This is a genomic window from Lysobacter enzymogenes, from assembly GCF_023617245.1.
Classification (GTDB): domain Bacteria; phylum Pseudomonadota; class Gammaproteobacteria; order Xanthomonadales; family Xanthomonadaceae; genus Lysobacter; species Lysobacter yananisis.
Genome location: NZ_CP067396.1, coordinates 4,756,546 through 4,777,756, shown reverse-complemented (window position 1 = coordinate 4,777,756; position 21,211 = coordinate 4,756,546). Strand labels below are relative to the sequence as shown.

The window sequence follows — 21,211 nt, the reverse complement described above, 5'->3', positions numbered from 1 at the left end:
GAGAGCGGACATGAAGGCTTGGGCATTGCCGATGTTGGCGTTGGGACTGTGCTGCGCGCTGGCGGGAACGGCGCGCGCGCACGACGAACCGGCCGCGCCGCGGCCGGTCGATCCGGCCTGCAAGCTCGACGCCGCCGATGCCGCGCAGGCCGGGCCGGACTGTGCCGAGGCCTGGATCGACCATAACCTCGGCCTCGCCGACGTCCAGGCCATCGGCACCCATAACAGCTACAAGCTGGCGATCCCGGCCGAGGAACTGGCCGCGCACCGCGCCCGCGACGCCGCCGGCGCGGATTCGCTCGACTACGTCCACGCGCCGCTGCACGAGCAGCTCGAACTGGGCATGCGCCAGTTGGAGCTGGACGTCTACTACGACCCGCAAGGCGGCCGTTACGCGCATCCGCCCGGCGCCTTGCGCCAGGGCTACGGCGAGGCCGGGCCGTGGCTGTCGGGCGTGGCCGCGCAGATGGCGCGGCCGGGGTTCAAGGTCATGCACCTGGCCGACATCGACTTCCGCAGCCAGTGCATGGTCTTCGTCGAATGCCTGCGGCAGATCCGCGCCTGGTCGCGCCAGCACCCGCAGCACGCGCCGATCCTGATCCTGATCAACGCCAAGGACGGCAAGGGCGGGCCCGGCGCGGCCGCGCCGCTGGCGTTCGACGCCAAGGCCTTCGACGCGCTCGACGCCGAAGTGCGCGCGGTGTTCGCGGCCGACGAGCTGATTACGCCCGACGACGTGCGCGGCCGCGCCGCGACCCTGCGCGAGGCGGTGCTCGCCGGCGGCTGGCCGAAGCTCGGCGCCGCGCGCGGCAAGGTCCTGTTCGCGCTCGACGAGGAACCGCGCAAGGTCGCGCTGTACCGCGGCGCGCGGCGTTCGCTGCAGGGGCGGGCGATGTTCGTCAACGGCGACGAAACCTCGGCGGACGCGGCCTATCTGACGATCAACGATCCGGTCGCCGACGGCGAGCGCATCCGCGCGGCGGTGCGCGCCGGTTTCCTGGTGCGCACCCGCGCCGACGCCGATACCGCCGAAGCGCGCCGCAACGATCCGCGCCGGCGCGAGGCCGCGTTCGCCAGCGGCGCGCAGTACATCTCCACCGACTATCCCAAGCCCGATCTGCGTTTCAGCCGCTATCGGGTGACGTTTCCGCGCAGCGAGGTGGTGCGGTGCAATCCGGTGCGGGCGGAAAGCCGTTGCGACCGGCGCGCGGTCGAGGCGCCGGAGAAGCATGACTGAGGGGCGGGTAGGGCGGGTTACCGATGCATTTTCGTCGGCTGTGCTAGCGACTAGCCTGCCGCCCGCGCACCCGCGCACCCGCGCACCCGCGCACCCGCGCAACTGCGCAACTGCGCAACTGCGCCACCGCCTGCGTGACTGTGCGCTCGGGCGACTGCGCCACCGAAGTTTTACCGAGTTGCCGATGCTTGCCAGCGAGTTGCCAATGAGCGCCGACCTGCCGATTCACCCGCGTTGTCTCAGCCGTCATTCCCGCGAAAGCGGGAATCCAGGGCTTCATCGCGGCATGACTCTGAAATTTCTGGATTCCCGCATTCGCGGGAATGACGGTCGGAAGACGCGTGGGACAAGTGGGGTCGAGCGCCGTCTCTCGCAGCCCGTGATTCGAAGCTTCGCGGCAGTCGCACTGCTGGCCGCACTGATCGCAGAGCCCGCATTCGCCCAACCCGTCGAAGCTCGCGATACCCCGACGCGCGCTGAGCCCAAATCCACCGACTCCACCGACCTGATCCTGCAAGGCCGCATCATCGGCGCCGACAACCAAACCTACCGCGAACTCCCGTTCCAGGTCCCGGCCGGCACCGCCCGCATCGAAGTCGAGTTCGACTACGACCGCAGCGACAAAACCACCATCGACCTCGGCCTGCTCGGTCCCGGCGAATTCCTCGGCCGCGACGGTTTTCGCGGCTGGAGCGGCGGCAACAAGCGCCGCTTCAGCGTCGCAGCCAGCGACGCCACCGCGTCCTACTCGCCCGGCGCGCTGACGCCGGGCGAATGGAAGCTGTTGCTCGGCATCCCCAACATCCGCGCCGGCGGCAACGCCGCTTACACCGCGCGCATCCGCCTCACTTCTGCGGCAACGCCGGATGCGGTGCCACGGGAGAGCAAGGCGCCGTTGCGCGGCGAAGCGGGCTGGTACCGCGGCGACCTGCACATGCACAGCGCCCACAGCGACGGCAACTGCGCCGGCCAAAGCGGCGCGCGCGCGCCGTGCCCGCTGTTCCTCAGCGTGCAGGCCGCCGTCGCGGCCGGCCTGGACTTCGTCGCGGTGACCGAGCACAACACCGTCTCGCACCTGCCGGCGTTGCGCGAACTGCAGCCGCACTTCGACCGCCTGCTGCTGATTCCCGGCATGGAGATCACCACCTTCCAGGGCCACGCCAACGTTTTCGGCGTGCGCGCGCCGGTCGACTTCCGCGTCGGCAGCGCGGCGGTGCCGGACTGGAACGCGGTGCTGGCGCAGATGCGCCGGCGCGGTTTGCCGGTGTCGATCAACCACCCGATCCGGCCCTCCGACGAGCGCTGCATGGGCTGCGGCTGGACCCCGCGACCGGCCGCCGACCTGGATCTGGTGAGCATGGTCGAGGCGATCAACGGCGGCGACGCCGACACGCCGGGCTCGGGCATCGCGTTCTGGCAGCGCGGTCTCGATGCCGGCCACCGCCTCACCGGCGTCGGCGGCAGCGACAACCACGACGCGCCGACCGCGGCCGAGGAACCCTTCGGCGCCAGCCGCATCGGCCGGCCGACCACGGTGGTGCACGCGCGCGAACTGTCCGAGGCCGGCATCCTCGACGGCCTGCGCGCCGGCAACGTGTTCGTGGACGCCTTCGGCAGCCGCGACCGCCTGCTGGAACTGCGGGCCCGGCACGGCGCGAACGAAGCCGCGATGGGCGGCGAACTGGTCGTGCCCGCGGTCCAGCGCGCGCGTCTGCGCGTGCAGGTGCGCAACCTCGCCGGCGGCCGGGTCGAGGCGACGCTGGACGGCGCCAAGGCGGCGTTGATCGCGCGGCCGCAGGTGAGCGCGGCGCAACAATCGTTCGAGTTCGACTGGCCCAGCGACGGCCGCCGCCATTGGCTGCGCATCGACGTGCGCGATGCGCAGGGGCGGTTGGCGCTGATGGGGAATCCGGTCTATTTCAACTGGAGCGCGCAGCGCCCTTGAGCTTGCGGATTCGGAGGGGAGGGCGAGAGCAAGAGCAACATGGATTCCGGCTTTCGCCGGAATGACGGTGCGAGGGGGCGCTGAGCAAGCGTACTCGTCGAGACGGCCGCGAGAGCCGCGCACTGTCTTACCGTCGTTCCGCTGAAAGCTGGAATCCACATCGGATTTTCCACCACGTAACCGCCACTAACGACGATCCCGCCCGCAGCCCCTGTAGGAGCGGCGCAAGCCGCGACCGCGCCACCGCATTCACGGCGAAAGTTCCATCGCCCGCGCCCCGCAGTCCCGGCTCGCGCCGCTCCTAGAGGTAGCGAACCCAACTACGCCGCCATCGGCCCCAGCGCTCAGCCCCCGCCCAGCGCGTGCACGATCTCGACCTTGTCGCCCTCGGCCAGCACCGTTTCGCCGTGACGCCCGCGCGGCACGATCTCGCCGTTGATCTCCACCGCGACCCGCCGCTCGCCCAGGCCTTCGGCCGCGAGCAACTGGAGCAAGGTGACCGGCGCGACCAGGGCGCGCGCTTCGCCATTGAGCAGAATATTCATGCCGGCATTGTCGCCGTTGCCGGGTGGCGCGGCCAGCCGCGCGGCCGAGCCGACATCGCCCGCTGCGCGCGCCGTCGCCGCGTGCCGCGCCTGTATTCGCCGCATCCGCCGCCGCCGCGCGTTCCCGGTTGCGGCGCGCCGCCGCCGCAACCGCCAAGCCCGGCAACACGGGCCGGCCCGGCCGTCGGCCCGGCCGCCGCCATTCCGCGCCGCCGCCCACGCTGCGTTCCCGCGCCGTGACCTCCGGCCCCGGTGCATCCGCGCCGGCGGGCGCATAATCCGCCGCCGGGAGCCGGCCGCGCGCCCGCGGCTTTGCCGCGCTGCGCCTTGCCAGCCTCGCCGTGACCGTGTTTCGATTCGCGCCATCCGCCGCCATGCGCTGCCGTATGCGCAGCGCCTACCGTCGGAAGCACGCCTGTCCGGCGCTCGCGCCGCCCGTTTCCGGGCCGCGGGCGCCGCCACCGCAAGCCCCATAAGAAGCAAGGAAGTGCATTGATGAAAACCGCTCGTACCGCGCTGGCCGCCGCCCTGGCGCTGGCCGCCGCCCCGGCCTTCGCCGGCGGCCCCTATTCGCAGACCGTCTTCATCGGCGACAGCCTCACCGACTCCGGCCACTTCCGCCCGGCGCTGATCCAGGCGGTCGGCCCCAACGGCGCGCTGATCGGCCGCTTCACCACCAACCCGGGCCTGGTCTGGTCGGAATGGCTGGCCGATTACTACGGCACCAACGCCGCCAGCGACAACCAGGGCGGCACCAACTACGCCGTCGGCGGCGCGCGCACCGGCACCAACACCAGCGGCGCGCTCGGCCCGATCGATTCGCTGGCGACCCAGACCACCAAGTACCTCGCCGCCAACGGCGGCCGCGCCGATCCCAACGCCCTGTACACCGTGTGGGGCGGCGCCAACGACCTGTTCGCGGTCGCCGGCGGCGCGCCGGCGCAGGCCACCATCGGCGCGGCCGTGACCGCGCAGGTCGGCGTGGTCGCCGCCCTCAACAACGCCGGCGCCCAGTACATCCTGGTGCCGAACATCCCCGACCTGGGCTCGACCCCGCAGTTCCGCGCCGGCGGCCCGGCGCAGATGGCGGCCGGCAGCCAGCTCGCCACGACCTACAACAACGCGCTCTACGGCGGGCTCAGCGCGGCCGGCCTGCGCTTCATCCCGCTGGACACCTACAACCTGATCCGCGAAGTGGTGACCAACCCCGCGCCGTTCGGCATCAGCAACGTCACCGGCACCGGCTGCAACCCGCAGATCACCGCGTCCTCGGTCACCTGCAGCCCGCTGAACTACGCCGCGCCGGATGCGCCGAACTCCTACGCCTTCGCCGATGGCGTGCATCCGTCCTCGCGCTCGCACCAGATCCTGGCCGACTACGCGATCTCGGTGCTGGAGGCCCCGCGCTTCGTCGCCGTCCTGCCGAACTCGGCCGCGATGACCGGCCGCGCCCGCGCCGACCAGGTCGCCAGCCACGCCGAACGTCCCGACGGCGACGGCATGCGCTGGTGGAGCAGCGTGCGCGGCGACTTCCAGCGCTACGGCCACGGCGACGTCTACGACGGCGCCGGCCCGGCGCTGACCGGCGGCATCGACTGGGCCCGCGGCAACCTGGTGTTCGGCGGCTTCCTCGGCTACGGCCAGCAGAAGCAGGACTTCGGCCTGCGCAACGGCGACTTCGAGCAGAAGGAAGCCAGCATCGGCGGCTTCATCGGCTGGTACGGCGAGCGCGCCTGGGTCAACGGCCAGCTGAGCTACACCAAGCTGGATCTGGACATCGACCGCAAGGCCAACCTCGGCATCGCCACCCGCACCCACCACGGCTCGACCGACGGCAAGAACGTCACCGCCGCGATCAACGCCGGCTACGAGTTCGGCGAGGCCCTGCGTCACGGCCCGGTGCTCGGCGTGGTCGCCCAGCGCATCGACATCGACGGATTCGCCGAAAGCGACCCGACCCTGTCGACCTCGCTGGCCTACCCCGACCAGAGCTACGACTCGCTGATCGGCAGCGTCGGTTACCAGGTCAACTACACCCACAGCGAGAAGTTCCGCCCCTACGCCCGCCTGACCCTGGACCGCGAGTTCGAAGACGCGCCCAAGGACGCCCACGCGCGCCTGCAGAGCCTGCCGGGCACCGGCTGGTACTCGGTCAAGAACCGCGAATTCGACCAGGACTACGGCACCCTCCTGTTCGGCGTGCGCACCAAGCTGTTCGGCCTGGACGCCAACCTCGGCGCCAGCGCCACCGTCCACCAGGACGGCGGCAACAACACGACCGTGTTCGCGCAAATCGGCGGCGGGTTCTGATGCTCGGCGCGGGCGGCTGCCGAGGCCGCCCGCGCTCGATCTCGGAGCGAGTAACAAGAAACCGGGCCGCGAGGTCCGGTTTCTTTTTGTAGGGATCGCGGCGGCCTGAGCCGAAAGCGTCGGGCTTGAAGGCCCTCGCACAAGCGCTATCGACGCTTCGGCTGCGCTTGTGGGAGGGCCTTCAGGCCCGACGCCTTTCGACCAGAACAGGACGGCCCCTCCGTCCCGATTTGCCACCCGCGCCGCCGCGTCATAGACTTCGACCCGACGCGGGTGTAGTTCAATGGTAGAACTGCAGCTTCCCAAGCTGCTAGCGTGGGTTCGATTCCCATCACCCGCTCCATCTTCTCGCTTCCCTGGCGCGCAACGCGCCGGACCGATCAGGAAGCGCATTCCAGCGTTTACGCACATTCTTCGACGACTCGCCTCCGGGCGCGGCAGCGGCTTTTCTGGCGTGGTCCGCTGCGACGGCAACGAGGCCTTCGAGATGATCCGCAAGCCGTATCGGCACATCCAGGCGCTGGTGGCGGCGCGGTACGCGCAACGTCGTCGAGGCGCGCGACCCGGACTCGACGCGGCAGGGTCGCCATGGAGCGATGTCGCCGCAATCGGCCAAGTCCGCTGCGCGTCGGCTGCCTGCCCGGCCACTATGATGAGGCCCGGATCGGATCGCTCAGGACGACACATGCAATCGAAAACGGATGCGAACGCAGCATGGGCGCTCGGTCTCCTGGACTGGAACCGCGCGCATCTGACCCACGACAGCGACTTGAGCGAGGCCGCGGTCGGCGAGCGGTTCGCGGATCGGCTCGTGGTCAAGGCCAACGGGCGCGTTTATGAGGCGGATCGGCGCGCTTACAAGGAATTCCTCGACGGGTTCCGGCGCACGATCGCGGCCATCGATTACCAAGTGCACGACACGGTGGCGAACGAGGCGTCCGCGGTCCTGGTCATGAGCGCCCGGGTCGACCGGCTCGACGGGTCGGTAGATCGCTTCGAGGCGATGCTGCTGTTGAAGTTCGACGGGTCGGGACGGGTCGAGCTTTGGCAGGAGGTCTACGTCAAGGCGGAAGGCCCGGCGGGCTGACGGGGCGACGAGGCGGCAATCGGCCACGAACCCTGGGGCGGCGGCATCGCGCCTGCCAGAGTGAGACACTGCGGCCGTAGCCCGCCACGATCGCCTCATCCCTCAGGAGCGTCCGCATGCGCCAGACCGTCATTCCGCAACTGCGCATCCTCAGCGCCGGGCGCAGCCTGCCGTTCTATGTCGGCGGACTGGGCTTCCGCGTGGATTGGCAGCACCAGTTCGAGCCGGGGTTCCCGCTGTTCCTGCAGATCACCCGCGAGGGCCAGACGCTGTTCCTGACCGAGCACCGCGACGATTGCGAAGTCGGCGGCGCGGTGTATCTGATGGTGCCGGACGTGGACGAGTGCCATCGCCGCTTCCGCGCCAACGGGGTGACGCCGACCGAAGCGCCGCACGACACGCCGTGGGGCAGTCGCGAGATGTCGGTGACCGATCCGGACGGCAACCGTTTGCGCTTCGCCACCGACGCGGACTAGCGCGGCGGCGGCTCAGTCCCGATCCGCGTCGTCGTCGGATTGCGGCCGGTCCACCATCGAGCGGATCTCGCCGCGCCGCCACTGCGCCAGGCGCTGCGAATAGCGCGGCGCGATGCGGTCGAAGTTTTCCCAATTGTCTTCGGTCATCGCTTCGTCGGGCTTGCGCCAGTAGTTGGCGTCGCCGAACAGATCGCGCGCGTCGTACAGGGCGCAGGCCGCGTCCGGCGCCATCAGGCGCTTGGCGTAGGCGTGGCAGAACGGGGCGTGGCGCGGGCGCACGTCGCCCTGCCACAGCAGGCCGCCGAGCGGACCGGACAGGAACGCGAGCGGGGTGGTCCGGCGTTCGCGCAGCGCGGCGAGGGCGTCGGCGTCGAGGCGGTCGTCGCGCAGCACGTCGTTGAGCGCGCACCAGGCGGCGAAGAAGCCGTCTTCGACCGAATGCGCGGGATCGCTGCCGGGATGGATCGTGGCGTAGTCGGATTCTTCGGCCACGCGGATCAGCAGATGACGCGGGCGGTCGCGGCCTTCGTCCAGGGTCGCCTTCGCTTCCAGCCCTTCGCGCGGCGGCGGCAGGGCGTAGCGCACTTCCTCCAGGCCGCCTTCGACGCGGCGGCGGAAACGCGCGCCCAGCGCGGCGTCGTCGAGCGACCAGTCGAATCCCGGCGGCAGCGCGCCGCGGTAGTTCGGGTAGAGGAAGGCGTGCGACACCCACGACACCCAGCGGCGGCCGTCCTTGCGCGGCGGGAAAAAGGCGCGGTTGACGATCCGCGCGGTGGCGGCCACTTCAAGGCCGAGTTTGCGGTTGCCGATATGCGCGCTGTTGTTCGGCGTGGCGTTCTTGAACGGCTTGACGCCCATCGCCTGCGCCAGGCGCGCGGCGGCGGGGTCGTCGATGCGCTGGCCGAGCGCGTCGAGCAGCAGCGCGGTGAGGTCGGTGGCGGTGGTCATGGCATCGTCCGCAGCGGGGTGTGGGCCGGTTCGCGCCGGCGGCCCGCGGATGATAGCGGCGGCGCGGTTGATCGCGGCGCCGCGCCGGCCCATTCTCGCGGTCGACTCCAGCAGGACATCGCGCATGAACCTCACCGTCGTCGAGATCAAGGCCTTCGTCCCCGCGCGCGATTTCGAGCGCGCCAAGGCGTTCTATCTGGCATTGGGCTTCGAGCTGCCGTGGTCGTCGGACGACCTGGCCTATGTGCGCCACGGCAACACCAGCTTCCTGCTGCAGCGTTTCTATGTGCCCGAGCACGCCGGCAACTTCATGATGCACCTGCTGGTGGAGAACGCCGACGACTGGCATGCGCGCGCGCTCGCCGCCGACGTGGTGGAGCGCTTCGGCGTGCGCCTGGAGCCGCCGCAGGACCGGCCCTGGGGCCTGCGCGATTTCGTCCTGACCGATCCGTCCGGCGTGCTGTGGCGGATCGGCCACAACCTGCCGCTCGCGGCGGCCGGCTGAGGCCGGCGCGGCAGCGGCGAGCCGGCGCCGTTCGGCGGCGCGCGCTGCTTGAACGCCAAGCAACCGAGGGCGTCGCCGGGCACTCGCGACGGCCCGCGCTTGTGCGCACACTCGCGCGGTTCGCACGACTCGCAGGGATGGCAGAGGGATGCAGGCTGAGCAATCGACGCCGGTGGCGCCGGCGGTGCGCGCAGGCGCGGCGCGCGACGTCTCGCGCGGCGAATCGGTGCTGGCCTGGACGGCGGTGGTGGCGTTCCACGCCGCGCTGTTCTGGCTGGCCGGCAAGGCGCTGATGCCGCGCGGCGCCGCGGTCGACGCGCAAGCGTTGACGCTGGTGTGGTTGTCGCCGCCCGCCGAGCCCGCGCCGCGCGAACCAGCGGCGGCGCCACCGGCGAACCCGCCTGCGCGTGCGCAGCCCGCGTCGCGCCATCGCGCGACGCCTGCGCGCATACCGGCCGACGCCGCCGATCCCACGACCGACGCCGGCCTGACCGCGGTGGCGATCGGTCCCGCGCCGCCAGTGCCGGTCGCGCCCGCCGCCACGGCCACGCGCGCGCCGTGGGACGCGCCACCGTCGCCGCCGGCCAAGCCCTTCGCCCGCCGCGCGCCGGACTTGCCGGGGCAGGGCGCGCAGCGTTTCCGCATGCGCCCGCCGCGTTCGATCGCGTCGACGGTCGGACAGATCGGTTTGCTGTTCGGCGGCGGCGGTCCGTCGGACTGCGCGGAGACGCGCAAGAACATCCGCGACCTGGCCGTGCTCGGCGCCGAGGCGGTAGCGCAGGAAGTGGAAGAGGAACGGCGCAACTGCCGCAACTGATCCGGCGGCCGGCGCGTGCGGGCCGGCGCTCGCGGATTCGATCGCGCAGGACGCGGCGGGGACGTCGGCGTGGCTGAATCGGTCAGCTTGGGGCGACGCCGCGGCCATCGCGGAGCGTGCCGGCCGATGTAAAAAAATCATTCCCGCCCGACGCCGCAACGAACGCATCGACGCTCGCAACGCGGCCGAGTTAGACTGCGCGCCCGGTCGCGCGGCCCGCCCGCCGTCGCGCATCGCATCGCAGCCACGGGCGCGGCGTGCGCGCCCGCTGCGCACCGGCCGGCGCGCGGCCGCGAAGCCGCCCGCCGCCGTCCCTGTTGTCGCCCCCGAGTCCTTTCAGCGTTCGCCACAACGGAGGTGCGATGTCTTCCCCGATCCTGTCTTCGCCGACGATCGCCGCGGGCCCGTCCGGCCACGCGCCGATCGTCCTGGGCTGGCGCGAATACGCCGCGCTGCCGGTCCTGGGCATCGCCGCGGTGCGCGCCAAGATCGACACCGGCGCGCGCAGCTCGGCCCTGCACGTGGAGGCGCAATGGCGCTTCGTCGAGGCCGGCGCGCCGTGGGTCGGCTTCCGCCTGCGCCCGGGCGCGGCCGGCGGCGGCGAGGTCGAGGCGCTCGCGCCGGTGGCCGACGAGCGCGAGGTCACCGACTCCGGCGGCCATCGCACCCGCCGCGTGTTCATCCGCACCGTGCTGAGTCTGGCCGGCAGCGAGCGCGAAATTGACATGAACCTGGCGGATCGTCGCGGCATGCGCTTCCCGATGCTGCTGGGCCGGACCGCGGTCGCGCACGCCTTCACCGTCGATCCCGCGCGCTCGTTCCTGCACGGCCGCGTGCGCCGCCGCCCGCCGCGCGCCTGAGCCGGCGCGTGCCGGCCGGCGCGTTCGATCCGGCATGCTTGAACCCGCGCGCACACGCCCCAACTCCGCCGAATCCCCTTCCCACCTTGCAGCCGACCCCGCCATGAAGCTCGCGATCCTGTCGCGCAACACCAAGCTCTACTCGACCCGCCGGCTGGTCGAAGCCGCGCGCGACCGCGGCCACAGCGTGCGCGTGCTCGACCCGCTGCGCTGCTACATGCGCATCGCCTCCGACGGCTTCCAGATGCATTACAAGGGGCGCGAGATCGCCGGCTACCACGCGGTGATCCCGCGCATCGGCGCCTCGGTGACCCGCTACGGCTCGGCGGTGCTGCGCCAGTTCGAGCTGATGGACAGCTACAGCCCCAACAGTTCCGACGCGATCCTGCGCGCGCGCGACAAGCTGCGCAGCCACCAGCTGCTGGCCGCGCAGGGCATCGGCCTGCCGGCGACCGTGTTCGGCGACAACCCCGACGACACCGCCGACCTGCTGTCGATGCTCGGCCCGCCGCCGCACGTGATCAAGCTCAACGAGGGCACCCAGGGCGCCGGAGTCATGCTGACCGAGAAGCTGTCGGCGTCGAAGGGCGTGATCGAGGCGCTGCGCGGGCTGTACGCGAACTTCCTGGTGCAGGAGTTCGTCGCCGAGGCCAAGGGCGCGGACCTGCGCTGCTTCGTGGTCGGCGGCAAGGTGGTCGCGGCGATGAAGCGGCAGGCGCCCAAGGGCGACTTCCGCTCCAACCTGCACCGCGGCGGCACCGCCAAGGGCGTGCGCGCCAGCGCCGCCGAGCAGGACGTGGCGGTGCGCGCGGCCCAGGTCCTGGGCCTGGGCGTGGCCGGCGTCGACCTGATCCGCTCCGCGCGCGGGCCGCTGGTGCTGGAGGTCAACGCCTCGCCCGGCCTGGAGGGCATCGAGGAGGCCAGCGGGGTCGACGTGGCGATCGAAATCGTCGACTACGTGGCCGGCCGGGTCCGGGAAAAACCGGCGCGTCGGCTCGCCGCGAGACGCTGAACGGGGCGTTTTCCCGGGGTCTGGCTTGCCCGATCCCCGGCAAATGGCAAGCCGGGCAGGTCATCTGTCGGCGACCCGCCGAACGGCAGGTCCCCGGCGCGGAAGGGCCGGGCCCGGACGACTCCAATTTCCGGTTGCGGATAACTTTTATTTAACACCGTTTTTAACGACGGTTTAATCGAAATCCGCGTAGCTTTGGCCCACCGAAGCACTGCCGCTCCACCCAATCACGCTCCTCGTCAGACGTCATCTGGGCGAACGCAGGTTACGGTAATCGGGGCAACACCTTTTGGCCCAGGCGCGGTGGCCCCGCGTCTGGGCCTTTGTTTTTGGCCGCGATCGGGGGCAAGGGGCGCGCGGACCCGGGGCCATGACTTCTGGCCCATTCGCCGCTTCGGCGCGATGCCGCCTGCTTGCGGGCAGGGGCGTTTCCCGTTCATTTTACAAACGCTCTGGCAGAATCCACCGCCTGCCGTCGCCGCTTGGCGCGCGACGCCTACGGAACCTGTTGCGTGCGGCCATGGTCGTACCGCCACCCCCATTGGGACGAGCTCATGCGCATCCTCGTAATCGAAGACAACCAGGACATCGCCGCCAACCTCGGCGACTTTCTCGAAGACCGCGGCCACACCGTCGACTTCGCCGCCGACGGCATCACCGGCCTGCACCTGGCGGTGGTGCACGACTTCGACGCCATCGTGCTCGACTTGAACCTGCCCGGCATCGACGGCCTGGAAGTCTGCCGCAAGCTGCGCAACGAAGCGCGCAAGCAGACGCCGGTGCTGATGCTGACCGCGCGCGACAGCCTCGACAACAAGCTCGCCGGCTTCGACTCCGGCGCCGACGACTACCTGATCAAGCCGTTCGCCCTGCAGGAAGTGGAAGTGCGCTTGAACGCGCTGTCGCGGCGCGGCCGCGGCGTGCAGACGCGGGTGCTCAACGCGGCCGATCTGGAATACAACCTCGACACGCTGGAAGTGCGCCGCCAGGGCAAGCTGCTGCAGCTCAACCCGACCGCGCTGAAGATCCTGCAGGCGCTGATGGAAGCCTCGCCGGCGGTGGTCACCCGGCAGGAACTCGAGACCCGGGTGTGGGGCGAGGAGCTGCCGGATTCCGACAGCCTGCGCGTGCACATCCACGGCCTGCGCGCGGTGGTCGACAAGCCGTTCGACACCCCGCTGATCCAGACCCGCCACGGCATCGGCTATCGCATCGCAGCGCCCGAAAACGGCTGACGCGTGGCCCCGTCCGATCCTTCCGCGGCGCGGCTGAGAAAGAAGAAGCGCTTCCGGCGGCGCTTGCGCAGCCGCATCATCCTGTCGTTCGTGCTGCTCGGTTTCGGGCTCACGACGATGTTCGCCTTCGCCACCAACTGGACCCGCACGCGGGTCGAGAACCAGTTGATCGAAGACGCGATGAACCGCAACATCGAGAAGGCCGCGCAGCAGTTCGAGCTGGCGCCGGGCAACCCGCAGTTCGGCTTCGACCAGGTGCGCGCGTTCGTCTATACGCCGGACAAGTTCGAATCGGTGCGGGTCAACCGGCCGGAGTGGTACGAGCTCAAGGACGGCATCGTCACCATGAACGGCGTCGGCGACGACGGCCGGCCGTTCGCCTACAAGCTGGCGGTGCGCAAGACGCCCAAGGCCTGGTTCTTCCTGGCCTACGACACCACGTCGTCGGCGCGCAGCGAGGCCCAGTTCAACCGCGCGCTGTATCTGTCGGTGCTGGTGTTCACCCTGTTCTCGCTGCTGGTGGGCTGGTGGGCGGCGTCGCGGGTGATGAGCCCGGTGTCGGAGTTGGCCAACCGGATCAAGCGCTCCGGCCGCAGCGCCCAGTCCGAAGCGCTGGCCGCGCACTTCCCCGACGACGAAGTCGGCCAGTTGGCCGAGGCGCTGGACGACTACGCGGTGCGCCTGACCAACGTGGTCCAGCGCGACCGCGAGTTCAACGCCGACGTCAGCCACGAACTGCGCACGCCGCTGGCGGTGATCAAGGGCGCGGTCGAGCTGTTGCTGTCGCGGCCGGATCTGGAAGAGAAGAGTCGCAACCGATTGTTGCGGATCCAGCGCGCCGAGCAGCAGTGCACCGACCTGATCAGCGCGCTGCTGCTGCTCTCGCGCAACGAGCGCGGGCACGGCTCGACCGACCTGGCCCGGTTGTCGGAGCAGTTGCTCGACGCGCACCGCGCGCAGATGGGCGCCAAGAACCTGGCGTTGAGCGTGGAAGGCGAGCGCGGGCTGGTGGTGGACGCGCCGGAGGCCGCGGTCGCGGTGGCGCTGGGCAACCTGATCGGCAACGCGGTCAAGTACACCACCGAAGGCAACGTGGTGGTGCGGCTGCATCCGGACTCGGTCGACGTGATCGACTCCGGCCCGGGCCTGAGCGCGGAGGACGCGGCCAAGCTGTTCGAGCGCGGCTATCGCGGCACCCATGCCGGGCACTCGCAGGGCGGCGGCATCGGCCTGTCGATCGTGCGGCGCTTGTGCGACCTGTACGGCTGGGACGTGCGGGTCAAGCCGGGCGAGGAGCGCGGGGTGGTGGCGACGTTGCGGTTCTCGCGCCCCGCCGAGTGAGCGCTGCGGCGGCTGTTGTAGGAGGGGCTTCAGCCCCGATGCTTTTCGCTCAGGTCGTCGCGATCTGAGACAAGAGCATCGGGGCTGAAGCCCCTCCCACAACAGCCAAGCGCAAAAGAAAAAGCGCCGCGTCCGCTCCCGGCGGCCGCGGCGCCCTTGTGCGCGCAGCGCTTACTTCACCGCTTCGAGCCAGCCGTACTTGTCGGCGGTCTTGCCGTTGAACAGGCCGAAGAACAGTTCCTGGATGCGCTCGGTGACCGGGCCGCGGCGGCCGCTGCCGACCTGGCGGCCGTCGACCGAACGGATCGGGGTGATCTCGGCCGCGGTGCCGCACATGAACAACTCATCGCACAGATACAGATACTCGCGCGGCAGGTCGCGCTCGATCACTTCGATGCCGGCGTCGCGGGCCAGGGTGATGATGGTGTTGCGGGTCAGGCCGTTGAGCAGCGCCGCGCTGACCGGGGTGGTGTGCAGCGCGCCGTTGAACACCAGGAACAGGTTCTCGCCGGCGCCTTCCGACAGCAGGCCGGTCGAGGCCAGGGCGATGCCTTCGCCGAAGCCCAGGCGGCGCGCTTCGCGCGCGACCAACTGACCGGAGAGGTAGTTGCCGCCGGCCTTGGCGCCGGCCGGGATGGTGTTCGGGGCGAAGCGCTGCCAGCTCGACACGCAGGCGTCGATGCCTTCCTCGAGCACGCTCGGGCCGAGGTACTGGCCCATCTTCCAGGTCGCCACGGCCACGTCGGTGGGCGTGTCGGCCGACAGGCCGAAGCCGCCGAGACCGCGGTAGGCGACCGGGCGCAGGTAGTCGGTGCTGTGGCCGTTGGCCTTGATCACTTCATGGCAGGCGGCGTTGATCTGCGCGAGCGAGTACGGGATCGGCATGTCGTAGATCTTGGCCGAGGCGAACAGACGCTGGTTGTGGTCGTTCAAGCGGAAGATGATCGGGCCGTTCGGGGTGTCGTAGGTGCGGATGCCTTCGAACACCGACGAGCCGTAGTGCAGCGCGTGCGACATGACGTGGGTGGTCGCTTCGGCCCAGCGCTTGATCGAACCGTTCTGCCAGATCCATTCGGGGTATTGCATCGTCGGCTTCCGTGGTCGGGTGGGGAAACCGCTATTGTGCCCTGCGCGGTGGCGCCTTCCCAACGCGACTGCGGCGTATGGGCTTGCGCGGCACGTCGGATGCGCCCATTCAGGCGCAAGTTCAACCGCCTTTGATCCACCAGCAGCCGAAGTGGCGGGTCAGTCCGAACACGGTGCGCGACGGGGTGACACCGTTGGCCAAGGTCTGCTCCAGGCGCAGCGCGACCGGCGCGGCGCGGCGATGGACCGGAGCCGGCGCGGCCGGCGCTTCGGCGACGGCGGCGGGATCGCTGGCGGGCGCCGGATCGCCGTCCATGCCCGCGGGGCGGCCCAGGCCGGTCGCGGGCGCGGGCGGCGGCGTGGCCGGCGGCAGCGGCGCCAGCGCGGCGTTCGGCGCGGCCGCCGGCAGCGTGGTCCACGGGCCGGGACGCGGCGGCGCGGGTTCGGGCGCGGCGCCCATCACCGGCGCGATGTCGAGCAGCGGCCGCTGGGCGATCGCGTCGAGGCGCTGGATCACCGCATAGCCCTGGTCGTCGGACATGCCGGCGAAGTGATAGACCGCGGCGAGCTTGTTGCCGTCGTGGGCGTCGATGGCGGTGGTGATCGCGCCGACCAGATCGCGCAGGTTGCGCGCGCAGCCGCCGGCGTAAGCCGCCTCGGGCTTGGCTGCCGCGGCGTTGCCGCGCGGCAGCCGATCCACGCCGCCGACCGCGGCGCAATCGCGATCGGTGTAGACCGAGTTGCCGCGCGCGTCGGTGCAGCGGTGGATCTGCGCCGATGCGGCGGTGGGCGACAGCGCCGCCGCGGCGAAGACGAGCGGCGGCAACAGGCGGAGGCTGGGACGGACGGCAGAAGGCATCGGCGAAGACTAGCGCCGGGGGCGGCGCAGGGACAGTGCAGCGGTCGCGGCGGGGGCGGCCGGCCGTTGTCGGGTTGGCGTGGTCGCGGCTTGCGTCGCGCCAGCGGTCGGTCGGGCGTATTGCGTTTTCTTTCTGCGCCGGCGATGCGGAGCGAGGCTGCGAGACGGCAATTGCGAAGGACCTCGACGGCCGTCATTCCGGCGAAAGCCGGAATCCATTTTCTGTTGCTGTTGCTGTTGTTGCATTTGCTTTCGCTATTGCTTTATCTCCTCCTGAAACGAGGCCCCAGCTGCGCAGACCCGGAGGGCGCGCGCATGGATGCGCGCGTGCGCCGTAGGGGCAGGATGCCCCTTACGGCGCATCCCTGCGCAAGGCGCTGGACCTGGTGGCTTGTGACCTTAAAAAAGCGTTTTTCTTTGGCTACTTTCTTTTGTCGCGCTGACAAAAGAAAGTAGCTCGGCCGCTTGCGGACGAAAGCATTTGATGGTGGCTTGTCATCGCGTGACATATCGATAACGGCGAAGGCAGCAGAAAAATCAAAATGGGTTCCGGCTTTCGCCGGAATGACGGACGTGGGGTCGCGTATCCGACTGTAGGAGCGGCGCGAGCCGCGACCGCGACAACACAATTACGACGAAACTTTCACTGTGTTTGCGATGGCGCGGTCGCGGCTTGCGCCGCTCCTACAGGGGGCGTGCCGCGGTGGTGGGATTCGTCTTTGCGTGTGCGTCCGCGTGATGACAAGCGGAGGTCCAAAGCTTCCGTCCGCAAGCGGCCGGGTCACTTTCTTTGTCTTAAGCCACAAAGAAAGTAACCAAAGAAAAGGCCTTGTTTTTTCGGATCAAGAGCCACTAGGGCTCGAAAGGGGCGCGGGGCCGCGCCATAAGGGGCATCCTGCCCCATGGCGCGCGTGCGCATCCATGCGCACGCCCTCCGGGGCTGCGGGACGACTGCATCGGGCTCGGGGGCGAGCACAAGCAGTGGCAACGGCAACGGCAACCGCAACCGCAAGGTCAAAATGGATTCCGGCTTTCGCCGGAACGACGGGAGCGGGGATTCGGGGGGGCGTGGTTCCCGGATGCGGCGGCGAGGCTGCGTCGCTTGGATCGATCGCAGCGGATGCGGCTCCGGCAGGGATAAGCGAACACGCACGGCCGTCGAAGCGCGCGATCCGCGCGCGGCGCCGGTGAGCGCCGCGCGCGGGGCGAAGGTCAGCGGAAGCCCGCGACCGTCGCGGCGCGCTGGTTGAGCACGCGGGCGTTGTTGCTCTTGGCCGTCGTGCCCATCGGCGAACCGTTGTAGGTGATGTTCGGGTTCGACCAGTAGTTCAGGCGCGGGCAGTTGCTGCCGCAGTTGTAGGCCATGATCGTGCGCCAGGCGTTGCCCGGGCCCCAGTAGCCGTGGCCGTAGGGGTAGATCGTGTTGTTGCCGTTGTTCGGATCGTGGTGCGCGCCGAAGTTGTGGCCGATTTCGTGGGCGAAGCTGTAGTAGCCGGTCATGCAGCTCGCGCCGACCACGCTGAAGGCGTTGGTCGCGCTCGAGTTGAGGTAGCCCAGGCCGCAGTACGCCGGGTCGGTGATGATCAGGACGTTGACGTCGGCTTTGATGGTGTTGCGGGTGGTGTGGTAGTTGTTGAGGTAAGCGTCGGTGGTGCCGGCGAAGCGGCTCAGGTCGGTGTCGAAGCCGGCGCTGACGTAGCTGTCGGTGTACTGGCCGGCCAGTTCGAAGCGCACGTTGACCGCGCTGTTGGCGAAGCTCTGGTTGCTCTCGGTGATGGCCAGGTTGGCCTTGGTCAGGGTGTTGCCGACCGCGTTGGCGGCGGCCTGGGTGTAGACCACCATCACCCGCACCACGGTCGGCGCTTTTTCGCCGGCCTTGGCTTCGTCGAACGCCGGATCGAGCTTGAGCGGCGGCATCGGCAGGGCGGCGTAGGAAGACGGATGGTCCTCGGGCATCTTCGATTCGTCGATCAGGCTGATCGCGTGGCCCTGGCCCTTGAGCGGGTCGATGCGGTACAGCTTGCCGCCGCTGCGCACGGTGCCGGAGATCTGTCCGCCCTGGCGCACCAGGATCGCCGACTCTTCCGGATCGTCGATCAGCTCGGCGCCGGTGAATTGGTTGATGCGCTTGAGCTGGGCGTTCGGGTCGCCGACCATGCCCTGCCAGACCACCACGCCGCCGGGCTTGGTTTCGGCCTGCAGCTTGTGCGCCTTGAGGCTGACGCCGGGGGCGAGGTTGAGCAGCAACTGGTCCTGGGTCTCGGTGATCTGCGCGGCGTCGGCGCGGACCAGGTCCACGCGCACGGCCGCGCGTTCGGCCTTGGCGGCCTTGAACGCGCTGTCGGCGTCGGCGCTGCGCGCGAGCGAGGCGGCCGGCGCGGCGAATAGCGGCGCCGGTTCGGCGGCCGATGCGGCGCCGGCCAGGCCGAGCGAAAGGGCGATGGCGAAGTTCAACGGCAAGAGCTTGTTGCGGACAGTCATGTGCGCACTCTCCATTGGGGACCGCTGCGCGCCGCGCGGCCCGTGGCCGGGCCGGCGGTGGCGGTCGCGAGGGCACCGCTCGTCGTGGCGATGCATCCTGGCGCCAGTGGGCGCGCGCGCGGTCGCGCGGCTCAAGACCGAACTTGTCGCAAGACAAACGCAAGCTGAGACCTGCGCGTGCAGTTCGTCATTGGTGCTGGGCAGCACGACGCATTTGTGTGCGTTGCGTCGTTTCGCTTCAGCTGGGTGAACGCGCGTCGCCGGTCGGGCGTATACGGTTACGCGCGCGCTTTCGCATCGCGATCGCCGCGAAAACCCGGCCGCCCGCAAGCGCGCGCGGGGACGCGCGCGTCGCGTCTGCTCAGGCGATGCGCGAGAGCACCGACAGCGTCGGCTTGGCGAGGTTGAGCGTGTAGAAGTGCAGCCCCGGCGCGCCGCCTTCGATCAGGCGACTGCACAGCCGCGCGACCACGTCGGCGGCGAACTCGCGGATGCTGTCGGCGTCGTCGCCGTAGGCCTGCATGCGCTGGGCGATCCAACGCGGGATCTCGGCGCCGCACAGGTCGGAGAAACGGCGCAGCTGGCTGAAGTTGGCGATCGGCATGATGCCGGGCACGATCGGTACGTCGATGCCGGCCGCGCGCACGTCGTCGACGAAGCGGAAATACGCGTCGGGGTTGTAGAAATACTGGGTGATCGCGCCGTCGGCGCCGGCGCGGACCTTGCGCTTGAAGTTCTCCAGATCCGACAGCGCGTCGCGCGCCTGCGGATGGGTTTCCGGGTACGCGGCCACTTCGATGTGGAAATGGTCGCCGGTCTCGGCGCGGATGAACTCGACCAGTTCGTTGGCATAGCGCAGGTCGCCGGCGCTGGCCATGCCCGAGGGCAGGTCGCCGCGCAGGGTGACCAGGCGGCGGCAGCCGAGCTCGCGGTAGAGCTCGAGCAGTTGGCGGATCTCGCCGCGGGTGCCGCCGACGCAGGACAGGTGCGGCGCCGCGTCGAGGCCGTGCTTGCCGCGCAGGCGGCGGATGGTCTCGGGCGTATAGCTCAGGGTCGAGCCGCCGGCGCCGAAGGTGCACGACACGTAGCTCGGCGAGAACCCACGCAGCTTGGCCGCGGTCTTGTCGAGCTGGCTGCGCTGATCGTCGGTCTTGGGCGGATAGAACTCGAAGCTGATCGGCAGCATGGGACGGTACCGTGGCGGGGTTGCCGGGATAATATCTCTTTATCGCGATGGATTGGAATATCGCCGGATGGGGCAAGGTCCGACCAAAGTCGCACTCCGCGCCGGCTTGAGTCGCCGCCGCCGCGCCGCCATTGCGATGGACAGTCCCCGCAGGCGGCCGGCATGAGCGAAGGCGATCTCGACAATCCGATCTGGGCTTCCCTGGCGAGCCGCCATCGCGCGCTGGCGCTGGGTGCGGGCGGCGTCGCCCGCTATCCGGCCGAGGTGGCGCCGTTCCTGGGCGTGGCGAGCGCCGATGCGGGCGAAGGCGCCGACGCCGATGCGGCGCTCGAAGCGCTGGTGCCCGCGGGCGACACCGCCTTGGTCCTCGGGGTGGCGCCCCGGCCCGGCCCGCGCTGGCGGTTGCGCCATCTCGCCGATCTGGCGCAGATGATCTGCCGCGCGCCGATCGCGGCGCCCGACGCCGGCGACGACGACGCGCCCATCGTCGAACTCGGCGCGGCCCGGCGCGAGGATGCGCTGGCGCTGACCGCGCTGGTCTATCCGCATTACTTCCGGCCGCGCACGATGGAACTGGGGCGTTACTTCGGCATCTACCAGGACGGCCGGCTCGCGGCGATGGCCGGCGAGCGCATGGGCACGGACGGCTACACCGAGCTCAGCGCGATCTGCACCCACCCGGATTTCCTCGGCCGCGGCCACGCGCGCCGGCTGCTGGCGTTCCTGGCCAACGACAACCACGCGCGCGGCCGCATCCCGTTCCTGCACGTGAGCCAGGAGAATCCGCGCGCGGTCGGCCTGTACCTGCGCAACGGCTTCGAACTGCGGCGCGCGATCCCGTTCTGGTCGCTGAGCCGGGCCGAGCCGGCGCGACCGTAAGCGCCGTCGTAAAGCGACGCAAGCTCAAACGCGGCGGCGATGGGCGCGGCTGGACCCGGCGCTGTTCTTCCGCGCCAACCGCAACACCCTGGTCAACCTGCGCGCGGTGAAATCGGTGGAACTGGCGGTCGGCGACGGCTACGAACTCGAACTCAAGGACGGCAGCCGGATCGAGGTGTCGCGGCGGCAGTCGCGGGAACTGCGCGAGCGGTTGTCGTTGTAGCGGCATGGCGATCGCGTCGGCGGGTCGATGCGATGGACCGATGCCGATGGAGCAGGAAACGGACGCTGCGAAGCGTCCGTTTTTCTTCGAGGTATCCATGCGGTAAATACGCCGGAAATCAGCAAAAAATCACTGTTTTTTCGAACTTGAACCGCGGCGGCGCCGGTAACGAAAATGTC

General features: G+C 70.1%; 20 protein-coding genes and 1 tRNA gene. 15 read left to right on the top strand and 6 right to left on the bottom strand.

What is annotated here, in order from left to right; genetic code table 11:
* The first annotated feature begins 10 nt into the window (after positions 1–10).
* Together JHW41_RS19750 and JHW41_RS19745 are read left to right on the top strand one after the other, a co-directional pair.
* A complete protein-coding gene (locus tag JHW41_RS19750; RefSeq protein WP_250444873.1) occupies positions 11–1,237 on the top strand; it encodes a phosphatidylinositol-specific phospholipase C1-like protein in 1,227 nt (408 codons plus the stop codon).
* 379 nt (positions 1,238–1,616) lie between these two features.
* On the top strand, positions 1,617–3,182 hold the full coding sequence (locus tag JHW41_RS19745; RefSeq protein ID WP_250444870.1) for a CehA/McbA family metallohydrolase: 1,566 nt from the start codon (positions 1,617–1,619) through the stop codon (positions 3,180–3,182).
* A gap of 344 nt (positions 3,183–3,526) precedes the next feature.
* Here the strand turns inward: JHW41_RS19745 and thiS are convergent, their stop codons facing one another.
* Entirely contained in the window at positions 3,527–3,727 is a 201-nt protein-coding gene (gene thiS, locus JHW41_RS19740; RefSeq protein ID WP_057949975.1) for a sulfur carrier protein ThiS, read from the bottom strand.
* Between the two features lie 516 nt (positions 3,728–4,243).
* Here thiS and JHW41_RS19735 point away from each other — a divergent pair.
* The 4 genes from JHW41_RS19735 (at position 4,244) to JHW41_RS19720 (ending at position 7,600) form a co-directional block, all read left to right on the top strand.
* A complete protein-coding gene (locus tag JHW41_RS19735; protein ID WP_250451138.1) occupies positions 4,244–6,037 on the top strand; it encodes an autotransporter outer membrane beta-barrel domain-containing protein in 1,794 nt (597 codons plus the stop codon).
* Between the two features lie 269 nt (positions 6,038–6,306).
* Positions 6,307–6,380 (top strand) — tRNA-Gly (locus JHW41_RS19730).
* Positions 6,381–6,722: 342 nt separating this feature from the next.
* Positions 6,723–7,124, top strand: a complete 402-nt coding sequence (locus tag JHW41_RS19725) for a hypothetical protein (RefSeq protein WP_250444868.1) — start codon at positions 6,723–6,725, stop codon at positions 7,122–7,124.
* A gap of 116 nt (positions 7,125–7,240) precedes the next feature.
* Positions 7,241–7,600: a bleomycin resistance protein gene (locus tag JHW41_RS19720; protein WP_250444866.1), complete on the top strand. Its 360-nt coding sequence runs from the start codon at positions 7,241–7,243 to the stop codon at positions 7,598–7,600.
* A gap of 12 nt (positions 7,601–7,612) precedes the next feature.
* On the opposite strand, the gene JHW41_RS19715 is transcribed toward JHW41_RS19720, so the two are convergent.
* Entirely contained in the window at positions 7,613–8,548 is a 936-nt protein-coding gene (locus JHW41_RS19715) for a hypothetical protein (RefSeq protein ID WP_250444864.1), read from the bottom strand.
* Positions 8,549–8,672: 124 nt separating this feature from the next.
* Here JHW41_RS19715 and JHW41_RS19710 point away from each other — a divergent pair, with 124 nt between their 5' ends.
* The 7 genes from JHW41_RS19710 to JHW41_RS27465 all read left to right on the top strand — a co-directional run bounded on the left by JHW41_RS19710 (position 8,673) and on the right by JHW41_RS27465 (position 14,539).
* Positions 8,673–9,053 (top strand): VOC family protein, encoded by a 381-nt coding sequence (locus tag JHW41_RS19710; RefSeq protein WP_250444862.1) that lies wholly within the window; start codon positions 8,673–8,675, stop codon positions 9,051–9,053.
* 148 nt (positions 9,054–9,201) lie between these two features.
* Complete coding sequence (locus JHW41_RS19705; protein WP_250444860.1) at positions 9,202–9,870, top strand: hypothetical protein; 669 nt, start codon at positions 9,202–9,204, stop codon at positions 9,868–9,870.
* Positions 9,871–10,232: 362 nt separating this feature from the next.
* Positions 10,233–10,730 carry an ATP-dependent zinc protease family protein gene (locus JHW41_RS19700; protein ID WP_250444858.1) on the top strand — a complete coding sequence of 166 codons (498 nt, stop codon included), beginning with the start codon at positions 10,233–10,235 and terminating at the stop codon, positions 10,728–10,730.
* Positions 10,731–10,833: 103 nt separating this feature from the next.
* A complete protein-coding gene (gene rimK / locus JHW41_RS19695) occupies positions 10,834–11,742 on the top strand; it encodes a 30S ribosomal protein S6--L-glutamate ligase (protein WP_057946467.1) in 909 nt (302 codons plus the stop codon).
* A 554-nt stretch (positions 11,743–12,296) separates the two neighbouring features.
* On the top strand, positions 12,297–12,977 hold the full coding sequence (locus JHW41_RS19690) for a response regulator transcription factor (protein ID WP_057946468.1): 681 nt from the start codon (positions 12,297–12,299) through the stop codon (positions 12,975–12,977).
* A 3-nt stretch (positions 12,978–12,980) separates the two neighbouring features.
* On the top strand, positions 12,981–14,318 hold the full coding sequence (locus JHW41_RS19685) for a sensor histidine kinase (RefSeq protein ID WP_057946469.1): 1,338 nt from the start codon (positions 12,981–12,983) through the stop codon (positions 14,316–14,318).
* A 77-nt stretch (positions 14,319–14,395) separates the two neighbouring features.
* Positions 14,396–14,539 carry a hypothetical protein gene (locus JHW41_RS27465; protein WP_428995582.1) on the top strand — a complete coding sequence of 48 codons (144 nt, stop codon included), beginning with the start codon at positions 14,396–14,398 and terminating at the stop codon, positions 14,537–14,539.
* Here the strand turns inward: JHW41_RS27465 and JHW41_RS19680 are convergent.
* The 4 genes from JHW41_RS19680 to metF all read right to left on the bottom strand — a co-directional run bounded on the left by JHW41_RS19680 (position 14,490) and on the right by metF (position 19,930).
* Positions 14,490–15,404, bottom strand: coding sequence for a branched-chain amino acid transaminase (locus tag JHW41_RS19680; protein ID WP_078999633.1), 915 nt, complete (start codon positions 15,402–15,404; stop codon positions 14,490–14,492). The two genes, JHW41_RS27465 and JHW41_RS19680, sit on opposite strands and share 50 nt — an antisense overlap.
* Before the next feature lie 121 nt (positions 15,405–15,525).
* Positions 15,526–16,230: a DUF4124 domain-containing protein gene (locus tag JHW41_RS26010; RefSeq protein WP_057946471.1), complete on the bottom strand. Its 705-nt coding sequence runs from the start codon at positions 16,228–16,230 to the stop codon at positions 15,526–15,528.
* 1,245 nt (positions 16,231–17,475) lie between these two features.
* Positions 17,476–18,744 carry a M12 family metallo-peptidase gene (locus JHW41_RS19665; RefSeq protein WP_158229780.1) on the bottom strand — a complete coding sequence of 423 codons (1,269 nt, stop codon included), beginning with the start codon at positions 18,742–18,744 and terminating at the stop codon, positions 17,476–17,478.
* Between the two features lie 361 nt (positions 18,745–19,105).
* On the bottom strand, positions 19,106–19,930 hold the full coding sequence (gene metF / locus JHW41_RS19660; RefSeq protein ID WP_057946474.1) for a methylenetetrahydrofolate reductase [NAD(P)H]: 825 nt from the start codon (positions 19,928–19,930) through the stop codon (positions 19,106–19,108).
* A 162-nt stretch (positions 19,931–20,092) separates the two neighbouring features.
* On the opposite strand from metF, the gene JHW41_RS19655 reads away from it, so the two are divergent.
* On the top strand, positions 20,093–20,809 hold the full coding sequence (locus tag JHW41_RS19655; protein WP_250444856.1) for a GNAT family N-acetyltransferase: 717 nt from the start codon (positions 20,093–20,095) through the stop codon (positions 20,807–20,809).
* 49 nt (positions 20,810–20,858) lie between these two features.
* Positions 20,859–21,032, top strand: coding sequence for a LytTR family DNA-binding domain-containing protein (locus JHW41_RS19650; RefSeq protein WP_284499550.1), 174 nt, complete (start codon positions 20,859–20,861; stop codon positions 21,030–21,032).
* Positions 21,033–21,211 lie beyond the last annotated feature (179 nt).

Coding starts and splice junctions, on each gene's coding strand:
- JHW41_RS19750 (WP_250444873.1), top strand. CDS start 11: ATGAAGGCTTGGGCATTGCCGATGTTGGCGTTGGGACTGTGCTGCGCG.
- thiS (WP_057949975.1), bottom strand. CDS start 3,727: ATGAATATTCTGCTCAATGGCGAAGCGCGCGCCCTGGTCGCGCCGGTC.
- JHW41_RS19725 (WP_250444868.1), top strand. CDS start 6,723: ATGCAATCGAAAACGGATGCGAACGCAGCATGGGCGCTCGGTCTCCTG.
- JHW41_RS19720 (WP_250444866.1), top strand. CDS start 7,241: ATGCGCCAGACCGTCATTCCGCAACTGCGCATCCTCAGCGCCGGGCGC.
- JHW41_RS19715 (WP_250444864.1), bottom strand. CDS start 8,548: ATGACCACCGCCACCGACCTCACCGCGCTGCTGCTCGACGCGCTCGGC.
- JHW41_RS19710 (WP_250444862.1), top strand. CDS start 8,673: ATGAACCTCACCGTCGTCGAGATCAAGGCCTTCGTCCCCGCGCGCGAT.
- JHW41_RS19705 (WP_250444860.1), top strand. CDS start 9,202: ATGCAGGCTGAGCAATCGACGCCGGTGGCGCCGGCGGTGCGCGCAGGC.
- JHW41_RS19700 (WP_250444858.1), top strand. CDS start 10,233: ATGTCTTCCCCGATCCTGTCTTCGCCGACGATCGCCGCGGGCCCGTCC.
- rimK (WP_057946467.1), top strand. CDS start 10,834: ATGAAGCTCGCGATCCTGTCGCGCAACACCAAGCTCTACTCGACCCGC.
- JHW41_RS19690 (WP_057946468.1), top strand. CDS start 12,297: ATGCGCATCCTCGTAATCGAAGACAACCAGGACATCGCCGCCAACCTC.
- JHW41_RS19680 (WP_078999633.1), bottom strand. CDS start 15,404: ATGCAATACCCCGAATGGATCTGGCAGAACGGTTCGATCAAGCGCTGG.
- JHW41_RS19665 (WP_158229780.1), bottom strand. CDS start 18,744: ATGACTGTCCGCAACAAGCTCTTGCCGTTGAACTTCGCCATCGCCCTT.
- metF (WP_057946474.1), bottom strand. CDS start 19,930: ATGCTGCCGATCAGCTTCGAGTTCTATCCGCCCAAGACCGACGATCAG.
- JHW41_RS19655 (WP_250444856.1), top strand. CDS start 20,093: ATGAGCGAAGGCGATCTCGACAATCCGATCTGGGCTTCCCTGGCGAGC.